14 protein-coding genes are annotated in these 16,758 nt (G+C 62.1%); 4 read left to right on the top strand and 10 right to left on the bottom strand.

Going from position 1 to position 16,758, the window contains the following annotated elements; genetic code table 11:
- Positions 1–149 precede the first annotated feature (149 nt).
- Positions 150–1,352 (bottom strand): ammonium transporter, encoded by a 1,203-nt coding sequence (locus CBP34_RS14050; protein ID WP_094098403.1) that lies wholly within the window; start codon positions 1,350–1,352, stop codon positions 150–152.
- A gap of 203 nt (positions 1,353–1,555) precedes the next feature.
- Entirely contained in the window at positions 1,556–2,653 is a 1,098-nt protein-coding gene (mnmH, locus tag CBP34_RS14045; protein ID WP_094098402.1) for a tRNA 2-selenouridine(34) synthase MnmH, read from the bottom strand.
- Between the two features lie 45 nt (positions 2,654–2,698).
- On the opposite strand from mnmH, the gene selD reads away from it, so the two are divergent.
- Entirely contained in the window at positions 2,699–3,775 is a 1,077-nt protein-coding gene (gene selD, locus CBP34_RS14040; RefSeq protein WP_418134726.1) for a selenide, water dikinase SelD, read from the top strand.
- 39 nt (positions 3,776–3,814) lie between these two features.
- Here the strand turns inward: selD and ribD are convergent, their stop codons facing one another.
- The 8 genes from ribD to CBP34_RS20105 all read right to left on the bottom strand — a co-directional run bounded on the left by ribD (position 3,815) and on the right by CBP34_RS20105 (position 12,563).
- The gene (ribD, locus tag CBP34_RS14035) at positions 3,815–4,921 is read right to left on the bottom strand and encodes a bifunctional diaminohydroxyphosphoribosylaminopyrimidine deaminase/5-amino-6-(5-phosphoribosylamino)uracil reductase RibD (RefSeq protein WP_094098400.1); all 1,107 of its coding nucleotides are present in this window, start codon (positions 4,919–4,921) and stop codon (positions 3,815–3,817) included.
- 25 nt (positions 4,922–4,946) lie between these two features.
- On the bottom strand, positions 4,947–5,369 hold the full coding sequence (locus tag CBP34_RS14030) for a type IV pilin protein (protein WP_094098399.1): 423 nt from the start codon (positions 5,367–5,369) through the stop codon (positions 4,947–4,949).
- A gap of 28 nt (positions 5,370–5,397) precedes the next feature.
- Positions 5,398–9,069, bottom strand: coding sequence for a pilus assembly protein (locus CBP34_RS14025; RefSeq protein WP_094098398.1), 3,672 nt, complete (start codon positions 9,067–9,069; stop codon positions 5,398–5,400).
- 107 nt (positions 9,070–9,176) lie between these two features.
- Positions 9,177–10,001: a pilus assembly PilX family protein gene (locus CBP34_RS14020; RefSeq protein ID WP_167372735.1), complete on the bottom strand. Its 825-nt coding sequence runs from the start codon at positions 9,999–10,001 to the stop codon at positions 9,177–9,179.
- 35 nt (positions 10,002–10,036) lie between these two features.
- Positions 10,037–10,927, bottom strand: coding sequence for a PilW family protein (locus CBP34_RS14015; protein ID WP_094098396.1), 891 nt, complete (start codon positions 10,925–10,927; stop codon positions 10,037–10,039).
- Positions 10,928–10,990: 63 nt separating this feature from the next.
- Positions 10,991–11,629, bottom strand: coding sequence for a type IV pilus modification protein PilV (gene pilV, locus CBP34_RS14010; protein ID WP_094098395.1), 639 nt, complete (start codon positions 11,627–11,629; stop codon positions 10,991–10,993).
- Between the two features lie 5 nt (positions 11,630–11,634).
- Positions 11,635–12,138: a GspH/FimT family protein gene (locus tag CBP34_RS14005; RefSeq protein ID WP_236748586.1), complete on the bottom strand. Its 504-nt coding sequence runs from the start codon at positions 12,136–12,138 to the stop codon at positions 11,635–11,637.
- A 194-nt stretch (positions 12,139–12,332) separates the two neighbouring features.
- Positions 12,333–12,563, bottom strand: a complete 231-nt coding sequence (locus CBP34_RS20105) for a hypothetical protein (RefSeq protein WP_236748425.1) — start codon at positions 12,561–12,563, stop codon at positions 12,333–12,335.
- A gap of 172 nt (positions 12,564–12,735) precedes the next feature.
- Here CBP34_RS20105 and CBP34_RS13995 point away from each other — a divergent pair, with 172 nt between their 5' ends.
- The 3 genes from CBP34_RS13995 (at position 12,736) to pnp (ending at position 16,740) form a co-directional block, all read left to right on the top strand.
- Positions 12,736–13,893, top strand: coding sequence for a pyridoxal phosphate-dependent aminotransferase (locus tag CBP34_RS13995; RefSeq protein ID WP_094098394.1), 1,158 nt, complete (start codon positions 12,736–12,738; stop codon positions 13,891–13,893).
- A gap of 112 nt (positions 13,894–14,005) precedes the next feature.
- Positions 14,006–14,272, top strand: a complete 267-nt coding sequence (gene rpsO, locus CBP34_RS13990; protein ID WP_034712472.1) for a 30S ribosomal protein S15 — start codon at positions 14,006–14,008, stop codon at positions 14,270–14,272.
- A gap of 209 nt (positions 14,273–14,481) precedes the next feature.
- On the top strand, positions 14,482–16,740 hold the full coding sequence (gene pnp / locus CBP34_RS13985) for a polyribonucleotide nucleotidyltransferase (RefSeq protein WP_094098393.1): 2,259 nt from the start codon (positions 14,482–14,484) through the stop codon (positions 16,738–16,740).
- Positions 16,741–16,758: the final 18 nt, after the last annotated feature.

Genomic DNA, 16,758 nt, shown 5'->3' with positions numbered 1-16,758 from the left:
CGGCGCAAGTGTGCGGCCAGTCTTGCCCATCATGTGCCACAGCGTAGCGGGCCGCGCGGCGGGTGGCTGTCAGACGTGGCGCCGTCGTTTCAAGGCGGCGAAAGCAGCCGTTCGGGGCACGGCGCATCGGGGCCAGGGCGGCCGCAGGCTTACCAGCTCACTTCGCGGTCCGGCGTTGCGCTGATCTTGTGGATCGACAAATCCGCACCGTCGAACTCTTCTTCCTGCGACAAGCGCAGGCCCAGCGTGGCCTTGAGCACGCCATACACCAGGGCACCGCCCAGCAGCGCCCACATCACGCCCATGGCCGTGCCGATGAGTTGTGCCCACAGGCTGACACCGCCCAGCCCACCGAAGGCCTTGCTGCCGAAAATGCCTGCGGCAATGCCGCCCCAGGTGCCGCACAGCCCGTGCAGGGGCCATACGCCCAGCACGTCGTCGATCTTCCAGCGGTTCTGGGTGAGGGTGAACATCACCACAAAGATGCTGCCGGCCACGGCGCCCACCACCAGCGCTCCCAGCGGATGCATCAGGTCAGAACCCGCGCAGACAGCCACCAGGCCTGCCAGCGGGCCGTTGTGCACAAAGCCGGGGTCGTTCTTGCCCAGCACCAGCGCCGCGAGTGTGCCGCCCACCATGGCCATCAGGGAGTTGACCGCCACCAGCCCCGAGAGTTTGTCCAGCGTTTGCGCGCTCATCACATTGAAGCCAAACCAGCCCACCACCAACACCCACGCACCCAGCGCCAGGAAAGGGATGTTGGAGGGTGGATGGGCCGAGATGGCGCCATCCTTGCGATAGCGGTTGGAGCGCGAGCCCAGCAGCAGCACGGCGGGCAGCGCAATCCAGCCGCCCACGGCGTGCACCACCACCGAGCCGGCGAAGTCGTGGAAGGCGGCGCCGGTAAGGGCTGCGATCCCGGCCTGTATGCCGAAATGCCCGTTCCAGGCGATGCCTTCAAAAAAGGGATAGACAAAGCCGACGATGACGGCTGTTGCCAACAGTTGGGGCCAGAACTTGGCGCGCTCTGCAATGCCGCCCGACACAATGGCGGGAATCGCCGCCGCGAAGGTGAGCAGAAAGAAGAACTTCACCAGTGCAAAGCCGTTGTGCTGGGCCAGCGTCTCCGCGCCCACCAAGAAATGCGTGCCATAGGCCACGCCGTAGCCCACCAAGAAATACACCACCGTGGAGACCGAAAAATCCACCAGTATCTTGACCAGGGCGTTGACCTGGTTCTTTTTGCGGACGGTGCCCACCTCCAGAAACGCAAAACCGGCGTGCATGGCCAGGACCATGATGGCGCCCAGCAAAATGAACAAGGCATCGCCGCCCTGTTGGTGTGCATTCATAACTTCCCCTGGCTCTGAATTGATCTGTTCTGGTGCAATCCGGACGCAGGCGCCAGATCTGCACCAAAATTAAGCAAAATTCGGGCCACGAAAAGCAATCGTGGTGCACGACCAGCTTGCCCCATCATGGGGCGCTGCCTTCAAATGCGGCCAAAAAATAGTGATAAAAATGTCTCTAGCGCTTTACCAATAAGCGCAGGTAGCTATCTTTTTTGATGTTTTTCAGGCCTTGGCGCTGCCCGACGCAGGGCATCCTCCAGCGCCAGCACCTGGGCAGCCAGGGCATCGATGCCCGCCGCAGAAAGGTCGTCGCTGGCCAGTGTGCGACGCGTGGCCCACTGGTGCAGGTGCGTGCTTTGCGAGCGGGCATAGAGCGGGTCGTAGTGCAAGGCCACCAGCTCGGCAAACAGTGGGGCCAGCGCACCAGCCTGGGCCCATTCTTGCCAGCGCGCAATCACCTGCTTGCCGTGCAGTTCCTTGAGCACGCCCAGTTGCCGGGCCAGCAGGGCCGGGTCGTCGCCCAGGTTGGCATAGTCGCGCAGCAAAAAATCCAGCCGCGCCGGCACGCTGGCCGCGATCTCGATGCAGGGGCTGGCGCGCAGCCGTTGCACCAGGGGCTGGGACACCGCCAGGCGGCCGATCTTGCTGCTCTCGGCTTCAACGTAGATGGTGCGTTGCAGATCCAGGGGCTCCAGCGCATGCAGCAGGGCGGTTTCAAAGGCGGTTTGCGAGGGTTGCTCCACCCCCGGCCAGGCACCCAGCACCGATCCCCGGTGGCGGGCGCAGGCCTCCAGGTCGAGCACCTGCGCGCCGCGCGCCGCCAGGGCCTGCAGCACGCGCGTTTTGGCGCTGCCGGTGGGGCCGCAAATCACGCGCAGGGGCAGTTGTGGTGCCAGTTCGGCCAGCCGGTCGATGACGTGGCGGCGCCACGCCTTGTAACCGCCGGCCAGTTGCTGGGCGTCCCAGCCCACCAGGCGCAGCCAGGTCACCATGGAGCCGCTGCGCATGCCGCCGCGCCAGCAGTACACCAGGGGTTTCCAGCTGGCGGGCTGGTCGGCAAACTGCGTGCGCAAATGCCGCGCCAGGTTGGCTGCCACCATGGCGCCGCCCACGCGCCGCGCCTCAAAGGCACCTTGCTGCTTGTAGATGGTGCCAACAATGCGGCGCTCTTCATCGTCGAGCACCGGGCAGTTGATGGCGCCGGGAATGTGGTCCAGTGCGTATTCGGCGGGCGAGCGCGCATCGATCAGGGTGTGAAACGCATGGCGATCCGCCACGCGCACAGGGCCGCGGTGGCTCATGGGGTCAGGCCCTTGCCCCGCGCTGCCCGGTGGCCGGCTGGCACAATCGCGTGCACCATGACTGTTGATTCAAAACCCATTCGTCTTACCCAGTTCTCGCACGGCGGCGGTTGCGGTTGCAAGATAGCGCCGGGCCTGCTGCAAGAGATTTTGGCACGCGCACCGCAGGGCATCGTGCCGCCCGAGCTGCTGGTGGGCACCGAAACCAGCGACGACGCGGCGGTTTACCGCCTCAACGACAGCCAGGCGCTGGTGGCCACCACCGATTTCTTCACCCCCATCGTGGACGATCCCTACGATTTTGGCCGCATTGCCGCCACCAATGCGCTGTCCGACATCTACGCCATGGGCGGCACACCCATCATGGCGCTGGCGCTGGTGGGCATGCCCATTGCCCAACTGTCGCCAGAAGTGATTGGCCGCGTGCTCGAAGGCGGCGCTGCCGTGTGCCGCGACGCTGGCATCCCCATCGCGGGCGGGCATTCGATCGACGTGCTGGAGCCCATCTACGGCCTGGTCGGCCTGGGCCTGGTGCACCCGCAGCGCGTGCGCCGCAATGCCGACGCGCAGGCCGGCGATGTGCTGGTGCTGGGCAAGCCGCTGGGGGTGGGCATTCTTTCGGCAGCACTCAAAAAAGGCATTCTGGACGCCGCCGGCTATGCCGACATGCTGCGTTACACAACACAACTCAATCGCGTGGGCATTGCCCTGGGCGCGCTGGAAGGCGTGCATGCCATGACCGACGTCACCGGTTTTGGCCTGGCCGGCCACCTGCTGGAGGTGTGCCGGGGCTCGGGGCTCTCGGCCCAGGTGAATTTGGCCCAGGTGCCAGTCATTGAAGTTGCAGCAAAGTTTGCGGCCGAGGGCGTGGTCACGGGTGCTTCGGCCCGCAACTGGGCCGCCTACGGCGCCGACGTGGCCTGGGCCCCCGGTGCGCCCGAATGGCAGCGCCACCTGCTGACCGACCCCCAGACCAGCGGTGGCCTGCTGGTCAGTTGCAGCCCCGATGCGCTGGTGAGCGTGCTGGACGCCTTTCAACAGGCCGGCTTTGCGGCGGCTGCCGCCATCGGCGGCATGCAGGCGCGGGTGCAAGGGCAGGGTAGCCAGCTGGTTTGCCGGTGAGCCGGGTGTGCGGCACAGGCCCTGTGCTGCCGCCATGCATTAAAAAACGTCGCGCCCGCGCACCCGCGCCACGAGGCGGATGTCTGGCCCGACCCGGTCCACCGCCGTGAAGTTCAGCGCCAGCCCTTGGGTAAGCGTTTCAAGGGGGCCAATATTTGCCATGCCAAGTCCCGGCCCCAATAGCGTCGGCGCCAGATACACCAGCATCTCGTCGACCAGCCCCTCGCGCACGAACGAGCCATTGAGCTTGTTGCCGGCTTCCACATGCAATTCGTTCACACCGCGCCGGGCCAGGTCGCGCAGCATGGCAGGCAAGTCCACCTTGCCCTGCGGGTTGGGCAAATAAATCACGGTAGCGCCACGCGCCTCCAGCGCTGCCTGTTTGGCATCATTTTGGGCTGCAGAGTAGATGTAACAAGCGCGACCAGCTATAAAAAGACGAGCATCCAGCGGGGTTTGCAGCTGGCTGTCCACCACCACCACATGCGGCTGGCGCGGGGTGGGCACTTCGCGCACATCCAGGCGCGGGTTGTCGTCCAGCACCGTGCCAATGCCGGTCAGCACCGCGCAGGCGCGCGCGCGCCAGGCGTGGCCATCGGCGCGCGCGGCGGGCGAGGTAATCCACTGGCTAGCTCCGTTAGCTAGCGCCGTGGTTCCGTCCAGCGATGCCGCCGTCTTGAGGCGCACCCAGGGCGTGCCGCGCACCATGCGGCTGAAAAACCCGATGTTGAGTTCACGCGCCTGCGCAGCGCCTGGGCCAACTTCTACTTCGACTCCCGCCGCGCGCAGCCGGGCAAAGCCCTGGCCACCCACCAGCGGGTTGGGGTCGGCAATGGACGCCACCACCTTGCCAATACCCGCCGCCACCAGCGCATCGCAGCAAGGCCCTGTTCGCCCCTGGTGCGCACAGGGCTCCAGCGTGACATAGGCCGTGGCGCCGCGCACATCGTGCCCCGCAGCCGCCGCATCGCGCAGCGCCACCACTTCGGCGTGCGGGCCGCCGGCTTGCTGGGTAAAGCCCTGGCCCAGGATGCGCCCGTCAGCCGCTGCAATCACGCAGCCCACGCGCGGGTTGGGGTTGGAAAGAAAAAGCGCCTGAGCGGCGAGCCCAAGCGCTTGGTTCATGAAGGGTGCGGTTTTAGTCATTGCGCCGGGGATGGTAGCGCAGGGGCTATTTATTCCAGCATTCGGTAGCCGATGTACTGCTGGCGTAATTCAAGGCTCCGCGCACTCCAGTGTGGGTGAGTGTGAAATTTCCACACTTGTCGTTGGCTTGTGGCCCCCCAGATTTGCGTGTGGCTACCAGGGTGTATGCAGCGTTGGTATTGCCGTCTGCGAAACCAATCGTGTAGCGCTTGGTGGGGTCGGTCGCCCACGTTAGCGTAGCGGGCAGGGCGATCGGATAGACGCCCGTGGCCGTGGAAGCCCGCTCCAGCCATTGCTGCGCCTGCAACAGCCCAGCACGGGCATCGGCCCGGTGCCCGCGCTGTATGTACTCGGTGTAGCTGGGGTAGGCAATCGCCGAGAGAATCCCGACGATGGCCACCACGATCATGACCTCGATGAGCGTGAAGCCCTGGTGTTGTCGTTTCATATAAGGATGTGCTCCTGCCAGTGTGAAACTAGCGCAGTTGACGCCAGCTGGGGCGCATGGATTGCTCGGGCATGCGGTTCAGGGTGTCCCGGGCACCGCCACCTCCGGTCAGATCCACGATGCGATCGCGTTTCGTGATCAGTACCGGGGTACCGGTCTTCACCGGCGCACGGGCTACTTTCTTGTCGTCGATGTTGTAGATGCCATTGTTGTCGTAGTCCACCAGCTGGACCGTGGGGAGCTTGCCATCCATGATGTTGACCAGCGTGCGGAACTGGCTGCCGGCACTGGTGTCCACCTTCACTGGCACGCAGCTTTCGTTGATGTTGTCGCTCTCGCTGTTCTTGGTGCCCGAGGGCGATTCGGTATAGACCGCGAGAATATTGCTGCCATCAAAGAATTGCATGGGTTTTAGCAGGCGCTCGCCCGTAAACGGCAAGTCCAGATACCACCCCTTGTAGTCCTTCCAGGTTTCTTTCTTCAACTCTTGGGTCGCTGTCACGGTGGCGAAGTCACCAGATACGGTGGTGATGCTTTGCTTGGCCAAAGGCTTGCCGTCGCTGGCCAGGGTGCCCACGGGCGCGGGCGTGGGCACGCAGGTGGCGGGCGCGCTGGTGCAATCGCCTGTGCCTGGGTGAACTTCGAGTGCAGTCTTGTCGGACCTCATGCGATAGCGCGTGTTGTCCAGCACCGAATACAGCGTTTGCACGTTTTGTGTGATGTCGGTGCGGCGGTCGTTGGCAGTGAGGTTGCGGCCCGTGCCAAAGGCAACCATCATGCCACCCAAGGGAATGGTTTTTGCACTGGCTCCCGTGCCCACGGTCATCGTGCGGTCGTTGGGGCGCACGATGGGCGGGGCCGTGATCGGTTGCACCTTGTCGCGCGTGCCGCCCAGAGCAACAGGGCCGAGCGTGGTAAATAGTGGCTTGTTGTTGCCGAAGGCCACCGCCCATTGGGTCTCATCGGTGCTGGTCAGGTCGAACTTCCAGACGTTGCCCAGGTTGTCGCCTGCATAGACCACGTCAGTCTTGCCATCACCATCCAGGTCCACCAGCGCGGGCGATGCCAGTCCGTTGTCCTTGGCGTTGCCGCTGCCCATGGCATCGGTGGTGGCCTGGATGCGCATGAGCTTTTTGTCAGTGCCATCGAGGTATTGCACCAGCAGCACCGGGCGTTGGTTGGTGCTGTTGTAGCCATTGCCCATCACCACCGCCCAGCGGCCGTTGTTCATGCGCGTGATCTGCGTGGCCTCTTGTAGGTTGGCGGGGTTGCGCCCCGGCTGGGCAACGATGTTGCCGATGTCTTTGTTTTCATCCACGGCAGTGTTGCACGCGATTTGTGCCGCGCCCGAAAGCGCGCTGCAATTGGGGGCAGCCTCGTCTTTGGCGCGGGTGCGGTCAAGCACCACCAGATCGGCGGCAGCGGCGGTGCCAAAGCCAGCGGGGTCGGTCACGTTCAGCACAAAGTAGCCTTTGCCGCCAGCACCCAATGTGCCCACCAGCAGGGTCTTCCAGTTGGTGCCGTCCTTGATGTCGCCGGTCATGGGCGATCCATCAACGTAGTAGCGGTGCTGGTAGTCCTTGTCGGTCAGGGCCTTCAGCCCGCTGACCACGCCACGCGGCACATAGGCCAACAACTCCTTGCCGTCGGTCGCTGAGAACCCGTGCAGCATGCCGTCGTTGCCGCCTACATACAAAATGGGTGTGCGGTTTTTCTGGGCCGTCACGAAGGTCGAATAACCCATCGCATGGTTGCCAGACGGGCGGCCGGTGTACCAGATTTCAGAGTTGACCACGTCGCCCTGCCGGCTGTAGCGCACGCGCAGCGGTTTGGCTGTGGTGGTGCCTTCCAACGTGCGGTCGCCACGGATGTAGTTGACGATGTTGATTCCCTGGGTCTTCAGCGGGTCCAGGCTCGTGTCGCCCGAAGTCACATTAAGCAACGCCAGCTTCTGGGCAGTGCTGTAGCCAATGCCGGATGTGCTGTCCCATTTGAACGGAATGCCTTTGCTGGTGTCGTCACTCCAGCTCAGCACCAGCCGGTTGTCCACCGAGGTCAGCTCGTCCAGCCGGTCTGCTGTGGACTTGCCTTGCCAGCCGGCAATGGTGTCAGGAAAGCGGACGCACTTAAGGCTGGGGTCAGCTTTTGTTGGGCACGCATATTCTTCCGGTTCAAGGGCTCTTGTGGCGGTGATCGAACCACTCCAGCCTCTTTTGGGGCTGTAGATTGAGGCAAATATGCCCGCATTGCTTTGCGAAACGTTGTAGCCGCTGGTGCTGCCACCACCGGCAATTTCGTCGGGCAGGGGGGCGCTTTCTTCGTTGATTTTGCCGATGATTTCGGTAAAGGCTTTGGCGAGGTCTTCGGCCTCCGATACCGAATAAAAACGACCACGCCCGTTGATAGCGGAATGCCATAAGTCGAGTGCACGCTTGTCTTCGGTATCCATCGCCGGCCAGGTTTGGAGGCCGGTTACAAGATCGACAAAGCTATTGTCGTAGCCAAAAGGGACTTTGTTCGATGGCCCAATGATGTCGCTGGCGCCCGGCCAGGTTGTGGCGTCATCGCTGAATCCAATCGTGTACGTAACCATATGCGGCCACGTTGCGGGATTATATTTTGGATTCCAATATTTCTGTAAATCTACTGATTTGGTTTCGGTGCCATCTGGCACTTTACAATTATCACTTGTGCCGCTGAGATATTCTCCGGAAATAGCCTCGCATGCGGTTTTTCTCTTGGCGCTGTTACTCCCGGAGACTGTCACAATTTTGAATTTGTTTATGGTTTTGGTAAAAAATTCCGTGGCTGGGGCTTCATCATAAATTTTCGAGGGTTTAATTTTGTCTGAATCTTTCAGACTCGATGCAGTCTGCAATGGGTCCATCCAGCTTTTGAATGCCCAATCAGAAATCGTATCGGAATAGTTGTCGTAATAGATTTTGGTCTGGTCGGATGTGGTGCTGTACGCCAGCCGGTCGCCCAGAGAGGGCCAGTTCGTACCATCCTGGGTGCCCCCGGACACCGCACCGTTCCAGCGGCCATCGGTCATCAGGATGTGGTAATTGCGGCGGCACCCCAGGTATTCGGTGGCCTTGCTGCCGGTTCCACCGGGGTCCGTGGACCATGGGCTGCTGCTGTTGAGGGTGCGGCGCATGTAGGCATCTGCTTGGCTGGGAAGCCGGTGCAATGGGGTGCCACTGCCTGGCGCCAAACCATCGACGAAAGCCAGAAAATTGTCGCGGTGTACCTTGCTGGTGCCTACGACCGCGTCAATGGGGCGCATGGAGTTGGTGACCATACCGGCCGCGTTGACATTTTTTTGGGTGCCGTTGTTCATGGATTGCCAGGCAATCCGCAATTTATTCTCTGGTATAAGGCCTTTGTCATTGAAAACTTTTTTCAATGCATATTGCAGAACCTTGATGCGCCGGGCGTCATTCATCCATTTTCCGGTGCTATCAGGTTCTGTATAGCCTGGGCCGGTAGCGGTTGAACCAGTGGTGTCGGTTTTAACGCCGAAATTCATACTCCCTGAATCGTCGACCGAGATAATCACATTGGGCGCCACAAAAGCCGATTTGGATGTGGGCAGTGGTGGCTCCTGTACCAGCTCCAGCGCCCAGGCGGGGGACAGTGCGGCGCCCATGGCAATAGCCAGCAGGTTCTTCTGGAAGGGGATGCGGTTGGTGCGGGGCATGGCGTGCTCCTTCAGGGGGAATTCAGAAAAAGAAGTAAAAATGACCTGAAACGCTTGTTGGATATGCGTTAAAAGCTATAAAATTCATAGTAAATCAGCGCAGGATTTCAATCCTTTGTGCGTTGCCGGGCATAGGTTTCCTGCAGCACGACGGTGGTGCCAGCCTTGCGCCCGATGGCCAGGGCCGTGATGCGGAAGACAACGTAAACATCGAGGTTCAGCGGCAATTGGCTGGTGGTGGAGTCCACAATCACATTGGCGCTTTTGGCTGTGTCGCTGTAGCGCATGATTTCGATCCAGTACCAACCGCCCCGCCCAGCCGCGGTGTCAGTCAGGATTGGGTTGAGCGGGCCGGCGGTGGTGGTATTGGCCGCACCGGTGTACTGGCCGTAGCGGGCGCCCACGGTTTCGAGACCGGATGTGCCGAAAAGCGGCACTTCGCCCAGGGCCGTGTTGGCGGCAGGCTTGACGGGCGTGTCTGCTTTTTCGTAGTTCCAGAAGTCCTGTCGCCCCACGCGCCGTGCGCACAGGCCATCTTGGCAGCGCGTGGCCTTGGATTCCAGCACGGTAATCAGTGGGTTGATTTCGTTGGTGTCGCCTGGAAACTGCAGCGCGCTCGAGTAGGCACGGCAAGGGGGGCCGCTGCATAAGCTGCCATCGGCCATTTCACCGCGGATGTCGAGTTCGGCGTCTTGCAGCAATGCCTGGGCCGCCTCGAAGGCGCGTTGGTAGTCTGCGTCATTGCCCACCACCATTTCGTTGAACAGCGAGGTGCGGGACGCCCACAGTGCCAGCAGCATCGAGAGCATGACGAAGACGATGACGACAAACAATGCCACGCCACGTTGGCGCGCGGGAACTGCTGGCAGGGGTTGCCCGTGGCCGCAATTGGCGTTGGGGCGGAGGGCGTCGGGGCGCGGACTGTGTGGCATGGTGGCAGATTTGCAGTGTTCTCGGGGCGTGCGCATCAGATCAGCCCTTGGCTGCGCAACTGGAACGTGTTGCGAAACAGCAGGTGCATACGGTTCTTGCGGCCGCCGGTGAGGGTTGTCATGTTCACGCTGTTGCCATCGCAGTCGGTGTAGCTGCTGCCTGCGGGCATGTCGATGGGCTCGCTGCCGTAGAGCACCAGGCAAACCTGCACGCCCTGCACGCGGCGCCATTTGGGGTCGGTAGCAGCGGACGGCATGTCGCTGCCCTTGGTGTATTGCACCTTGGTCCCGGCGGCGTCGGTGGTTTGCACCATGTAGATAACCTGGAATTGCGCGACGTTTTGCGCGATTGCTTGGGCCGCGGCACCGTTGCCGCCGCATCGCAGTTCGTTTTTGGCACTGTCAAAAGCGAAGTTGCTTTCTACCCGCTGATCGGTGCTGCTATTGCCCGGGGCGCCGATACAGTTGCGGGCCAGATAGTCCGTGCCGAATGTGGCAGGGGTGGAGGCTGCGGCTTCTGTGCCTGCGACCATGAAAACGTTGTCCGCATAGCGCCTGAATCCGGTGGTCACGGTGTCGCTGGCGCCCGCGAGGGTGTTTTCCTGCTCGAAGCTGTTTCCGCTGCCTACTGCGTTCGCCTTGATTTCAAATGCCACGGGGCTCAGCACGTCGGTGCTGGTGCCTCCAGCCGGGTCGGGGTTCAGGTACAGCGAGCCGGTTTGGCGCAGTTGCTGGCCAATGACCCGCAGTATGTAGGCACCCTGTTGCTGTATGCCGCTGGCGTCACTGACGGAGCCAGATATGCCGCGCGAAACCATTAGTGCGCCCATGGCTACCGCGACGACCAGGAGACCGATGGACAAGCCGACCATCAGCTCGATCAGCGTTACGCCGTGTTGCCGGTGGGGTGTTTGAAGGGTTTTCATGAGGTATAGCTCGCCGGATAAGCGCTGGATGCTATGGATTTTGAGAGCAAGGGGTGGCCTTCATTAAGAGCAATAGAGCATCTTGGTGCCGCTGCCGTTGTCATAGGGTGCACAGCGGGCAGCGACAGGGATGTACTGCAAGTGGCAGGTTTTGTCGGTGGGGCAGGCGTTGGTGGTGTCGGTTCCGGCGGTAAAGGTGCCATCGGCAGCGCGGATTTTGCTGGCGTCGATATCGTCGGTTTTGGTGCCTTCGCGCTCGTTTTCCCGCCAGGCGATGATCACGCCGAGCTGGCGGCGGTTGGTCTCAGCGGTTTCGCCCGGAGCGAGAAAGATGCTCGCTTGCCCTCCCGGAAGGGTTTGCTGCACCGTTGTTTTCCATTGTTTCAGGTCGTACTTCGCCTGCTCTGCCGGGGCGCAGGTCGTGCTGTCGCAGCTGGCGGCGGTCAGGCTGCTCCCGATTTCGTTGTATCCAGACTCGTAGTCTTTGAGGCTCAGCAGCGCGTTGGGGCTAACCTTCATGCGTTCACTCAGATCCTCAATGAGACGGATGGCCTGTGCGCGACGCACGGAGGTTTGGGTATCCGTCAGTGTGCGCATCTGCACGCCCAAAACGCCCAGAATGCCCAGTGCGGCAATGACGATGGCGACCAGTGATTCGATCAGCGTGATGCCGCGTTGGCTTGGGTTGGATGTGTTCTGCATGTCTTTTAGCCGGAAGTGCATGGAGGATCGGTAATGACTTTGATACGCCCCCCGGAACTCATGCAGACGCCGCGTGCGCCAGGATGGGAGATGTTTTTGTCCAGCGGTATCAGGCTGAAGCCCAGCCAGGCGCCATCGACCAAGCCCCAGCGGTTGAGCTTGATGCTGACGCCACCGCTGGTGCGCGTGACTTCGACATTCGGTGGTGTGGCGAAACGCTGGAGAAGTTCTTCGCCCGAGTCTTGTGCGCCATTGCCGTTTGTATCCACAAAGACAAACCAGCCGCAGTCCCAGCTGTTGCTGCCGGATGCCAGCGCGCAACCGTTGGAACCTGTGGGTTCTTTGCGTATGGTGATGTTGCCCCCACGTTTGATGGCTTCAGAGCGCGCGAAGTACAGTGTGGATTGCAGTCCTTCCACGGCTTGCCGCACACGCCAGCGCTCGATCAGGGGGGTGAAGCTGGGCGCCGCTATTGCCGCCAGCACGGCAATGATGGCCACCACCACCATGACTTCAAGTAGCGTAAAACCACGCGCCCGCCGGTGGGTAGGTTGGCGAGGCGGCAGTCGCGTGGCGCTTTGGTCAGACAAAAAGAAAGGCATGTAACCCATGGTAATGAGTGCATGCTTGCAGACCAGCGCGCGCGGACGAGTGGCGCGGGTGACCCGACCAGTGGTCGGGCGGCTGTGGTTTGTGAGCCAATTCAGCGTCGCGTGTAACCCAGGCACGCCCCCGCATTGGGCAACCCCTTGCATTCCCTATACAGGCGCCGGTCACGCTCTGCAGTGCTTTCTTCTGATGCGCTGCGCTGGTGCTTCACTTTGACGGAACCCTTCTTTTTAGTGGGTGCGCTGGCGGATTTTTCAGCGGCGTTCTTCTGTGATGCGGCCTGCGCGTTGTGGGAGAAGGCAAGCAAGCCCAGTGCCATGCACATGCACAGGATGGCGGCGGCGCCTGCACCTTGAGAGCGAGGGTTGTGCAGGATTTTGTTGCAATTGGTTATATGCATGAGTGCTCCATGGCGCGGTGGCTGACTGGTTGGTCGGGCGGTCTGGTGCCGGCATCCTTTACGATGCGGCGTTGTCATTGTCCACGCCCATCCTGCCATGCGCCAAGCCCTGCTGAACCTCGAAGAATCCCGTATCCGTGAAGTCGCCAACGCCGGCATGGGGCGCAGCGATGTGCTGGCCTTCTGGTTTGGCGAGAGCGACGAGGGCACGCCCGATGTGGTGCGCCAGGCGGCGATGGATTCGTTGTTACGCGGTGAAACGTTTTATGCGCACAACCTTGGCTTGCCGGCGCTGCGCGCCGAAGTGGCGACTTACACCAGCCGGCTGCACCGGCCTGTGGGCGCCGACCGCATTGCCATCACATCGGGCGGCGTCAATGCGCTGATGCTGGCGGTGCAGGCGCTGGTGGATGCGGGGGACGAGGTGGTTGCCATCACGCCCGTGTGGCCCAACCTGACTGCGCAGCCCTTGATCATGGGGGCGGATTTGCGCTGCGTGTCGCTGCGCCCCCAGTCGGGTGGCGCCTGGGCGCTGGACATGGTCGAGTTGCTGGCTGCCATCACGCCGACCACCAAGCTGCTGGTGGTGAACGCGCCCAACAACCCCACGGGCTGGACCCTGACGGCGCAGGAGCAGCAAGCCATCCTGGCGCATTGCCGCGCCACAGGCACCTGGATCTTGGCCGATGAGGTGTATGAACGCCTGTATTACGAGCCCACCGCCAATGGCTGCGCCCCCAGTTTTTTGGACATTGCCGAGCCCGAAGACCGCCTGGTGGTGGTGCACAGCTTTTCCAAGAGCTTTTTGATGACGGGTTGGCGCCTGGGCTGGCTGGTGATGCCGCCGTCGATGACGCACCACATGGGCAAGCTGGTGGAGTTCAATACCTCGTGCGCCAGTGTGTTCACGCAACGGGCCGGCATTGCCGCACTGCAGCATGCGGACGAGATCACGCCGCGTGTGGTGGCGCACCTTAAGCAGTGCCGTGACACGCTGGTGCCGCTGTTGCAGGCGCTGCCCGGCGTGGAGGTGGCCAGTGCGCGCGGCGGGATGTATGCGTTCTTTCGCCTGCCGGGTCACGATGATTCGCTGGCCACCGCCAAACGCCTGGTGGCCGAGGCGGGGCTGGGCCTGGCGCCCGGCAATGCCTTTGGCGAGGAGGCGCAAGGCTGGCTGCGCTGGTGTTTTGCCTCCAAGGACCCGCAGCGCCTGGTGCAGGGGGTGGAGCGGCTCAAAAAATGGCTCGGGTTATAATCCGCAGGTTTTGCACGGTGCAAGACGCACGCCTATGGCCGTTCCAGCCGCTGGCGCAAGTAAAAACTAATGATCTGTGGCTTCGCTGCGGGTCTCCATCAAGGAAAAATCAATGATCGCATCCTCCATCAAGGCCGAAGTTGTCAAGGCCAATGCACGCGCTGCCAACGACACGGGTAGCCCAGAAGTGCAAGTGGCCCTGCTCACCGCCCGCATCAACGAACTGATGCCTCACTTCAAGACGCACGCCAAGGACCACCATGGTCGCCGTGGCCTGCTGCGCATGGTGAGCCGTCGTCGCAAGCTGCTGGACTACCTCAAGGCCAAGGACGCTGACCGTTACACCGCGCTGATCGCCAAGCTGGGTCTGCGCAAGTAATCTGATTTGCATGTCAAAACGCCTGGGTTAGTCCGCTAGCTCAGGCGTTTTTTTACTTCGGAGCCGCAAAACAGAGCGAAGCTGTGTCATTCCAATGGCCTTGATCCCGCGCAGGTAGCAGGCAGGTTCACTGGAATGGCATCGTGTTCTGAATTGCTCTCCAAGCTAATCTGGCAGAGCGCTGCCAGCTATTAAAACAGGAGCTGAACATGAGCATTTTCAACAAGATCACCAAGACTTTCCAATGGGGTGACAAGACCGTCATCATGGAAACCGGCGAAATCGCCCGCCAGGCCGGCGGCGCCGTGCTGGTGAACATTGACGACACCGTGGTGCTGGCCACCGTGGTGGCCTCCAAGGTGGCCAAGGCGGGGCAAGACTTTTTCCCGCTGACGGTGGATTACATCGAGAAGACCTACGCTGCGGGCAAGATTCCCGGCAGCTTCTTCAAGCGCGAAGCCAAGCCCAGCGAGCACGAAACCCTGACCAGCCGCCTGATCGACCGCCCGATCCGCCCGCTGTTCCCTGAAGGCTTCTTCAACGACGTGCATGTGGTCATCCACACGGTGTCGCTGAACCCTGAAGTGGACGCCGACATTGCCGCCCTGATCGCTACCAGCGCAGCGCTGGCCATCTCGGGCATTCCGTTCAATGGCCCGATTGGCGCTGCACGCGTGGGCTACATCAACGGTGAATACGTGCTCAACCCCGGCCAGACGGCGCGCAAGAGCTCGCAGATGGACCTGGTGGTGGCTGGCACCGAAGCGGCCGTGCTGATGGTCGAATCCGAAGCGCAGCAACTGTCCGAAGAAATCATGCTGGGTGCCGTGGTGTTTGGTCACCAGCAGGGCAATGTGGCCATCAACGCCATCCACGAGCTGGTGCGCGAAGCCGGCAAGCCCATGTGGGACTGGAAGGCGCCCGCCAAGGATGAGCCGCTCATCGCCAAGGTGACCGCCCTGGCCGAAGGCAAGCTGCGCGCTGCCTACCAGATCCGCAACAAGCAGGCCCGCACGCACGCGTGCCGCGAGGCCTATGCCGTGGTCATGGCCGACCTGAAGGAAGAAGGCGTTGCCTTCGACAGCGTCAAGGTCGAAGGCATGCTGTTTGACATCGAGGCACGCATCGTGCGCAGCCAGATCCTGGCGGGCGAGCCGCGCATCGACGGCCGCGACACGCGCACCGTGCGCCCCATCGAAATCCGCAGCAGCGTGCTGCCCCGCGCGCACGGTTCGTCGCTGTTCACGCGTGGCGAAACCCAGGCGCTGGTGGTGACCACGCTGGGCACCGAGCGCGATGCGCAGCGCATCGACGCGCTGGCCGGCGAGTACGAAGACCGCTTCATGATGCACTACAACATGCCTCCCTTTGCCACGGGCGAAGTGGGCCGCATGGGCAGCACCAAGCGCCGCGAAATCGGCCACGGCCGGCTGGCCAAGCGTGCGCTGGTGGCGGTGTTGCCGACCAAGGAAGAATTCCCCTACACCATGCGCGTGGTGTCGGAAATCACCGAGTCCAATGGTTCATCGTCGATGGCTTCGGTCTGCGGCGGCTGCCTGTCGATGATGGACGCCGGCGTGCCCATGAAGGCGCATGTGGCCGGCATCGCCATGGGCCTGATCAAGGAAGACAACCGTTTTGCCGTGCTGACCGACATCCTGGGCGATGAAGATCACCTGGGCGACATGGACTTCAAGGTGGCTGGCACCACCGCCGGCATCACCGCGCTGCAGATGGACATCAAGATCCAGGGCATTACCAAGGAAATCATGCAGGTCGCCCTGGCCCAGGCCAAGGAAGCGCGCATCCACATCCTGGGCAAGATGCAGGAAGCCATGGGCGAAGCCAAGACCGAAGTGAGCAACTTCGCGCCCAAGCTGTACACCATGAAGATCAACCCCGAGAAGATCCGTGACGTGATCGGCAAGGGCGGCGCCGTGATTCGTGCGCTGACCGAAGAAACCGGCTGCCAGATCAACATCGAGGAAGACGGCACCATCACCATCGCCGCCACCGACAACGCCAAGGCCGATGAAGCCAAGCGCCGCATCGAGCAGATCACGGCCGAAGTTGAAATCGGCAAGATCTACGAAGGCCCGGTCACCAAGATCCTGGACTTCGGCGCACTGATCAACCTGCTGCCTGGCAAGGACGGCCTGCTGCACATCAGCCAGATTGCGCACGAGCGCGTCGAGCGTGTCGGCGACTACCTGACGGAAGGCCAGATCGTCAAGGTCAAGGTCATGGAAACCGACGAAAAGGGCCGCGTCAAGCTGTCCATGAAGGCCCTGGCAGAACGCCCAGCCGGCGGCAGCGATCGTCCGGCCCCGGCCGAGCGTGGTGACCGTGGCGGTGAGCGCGGTGGCGAGCGCCGTGATGGCGGTCGTGATCGCCAGGCCGCCGATCAGCAGCAACAACAGCAGCAGTCCGTGCCTTCCGAAGGCAGCGCAGGCCAGCTGAACGGTTGATCGATCTGCTATTGATAT

Source organism: Acidovorax carolinensis, from assembly GCF_002157145.1.
Lineage (GTDB): Bacteria > Pseudomonadota > Gammaproteobacteria > Burkholderiales > Burkholderiaceae_C > Acidovorax > Acidovorax carolinensis.
Note: the sequence above shows the minus strand (reverse complement) of the source record. Positions and strands in the feature narration are given on the sequence as shown.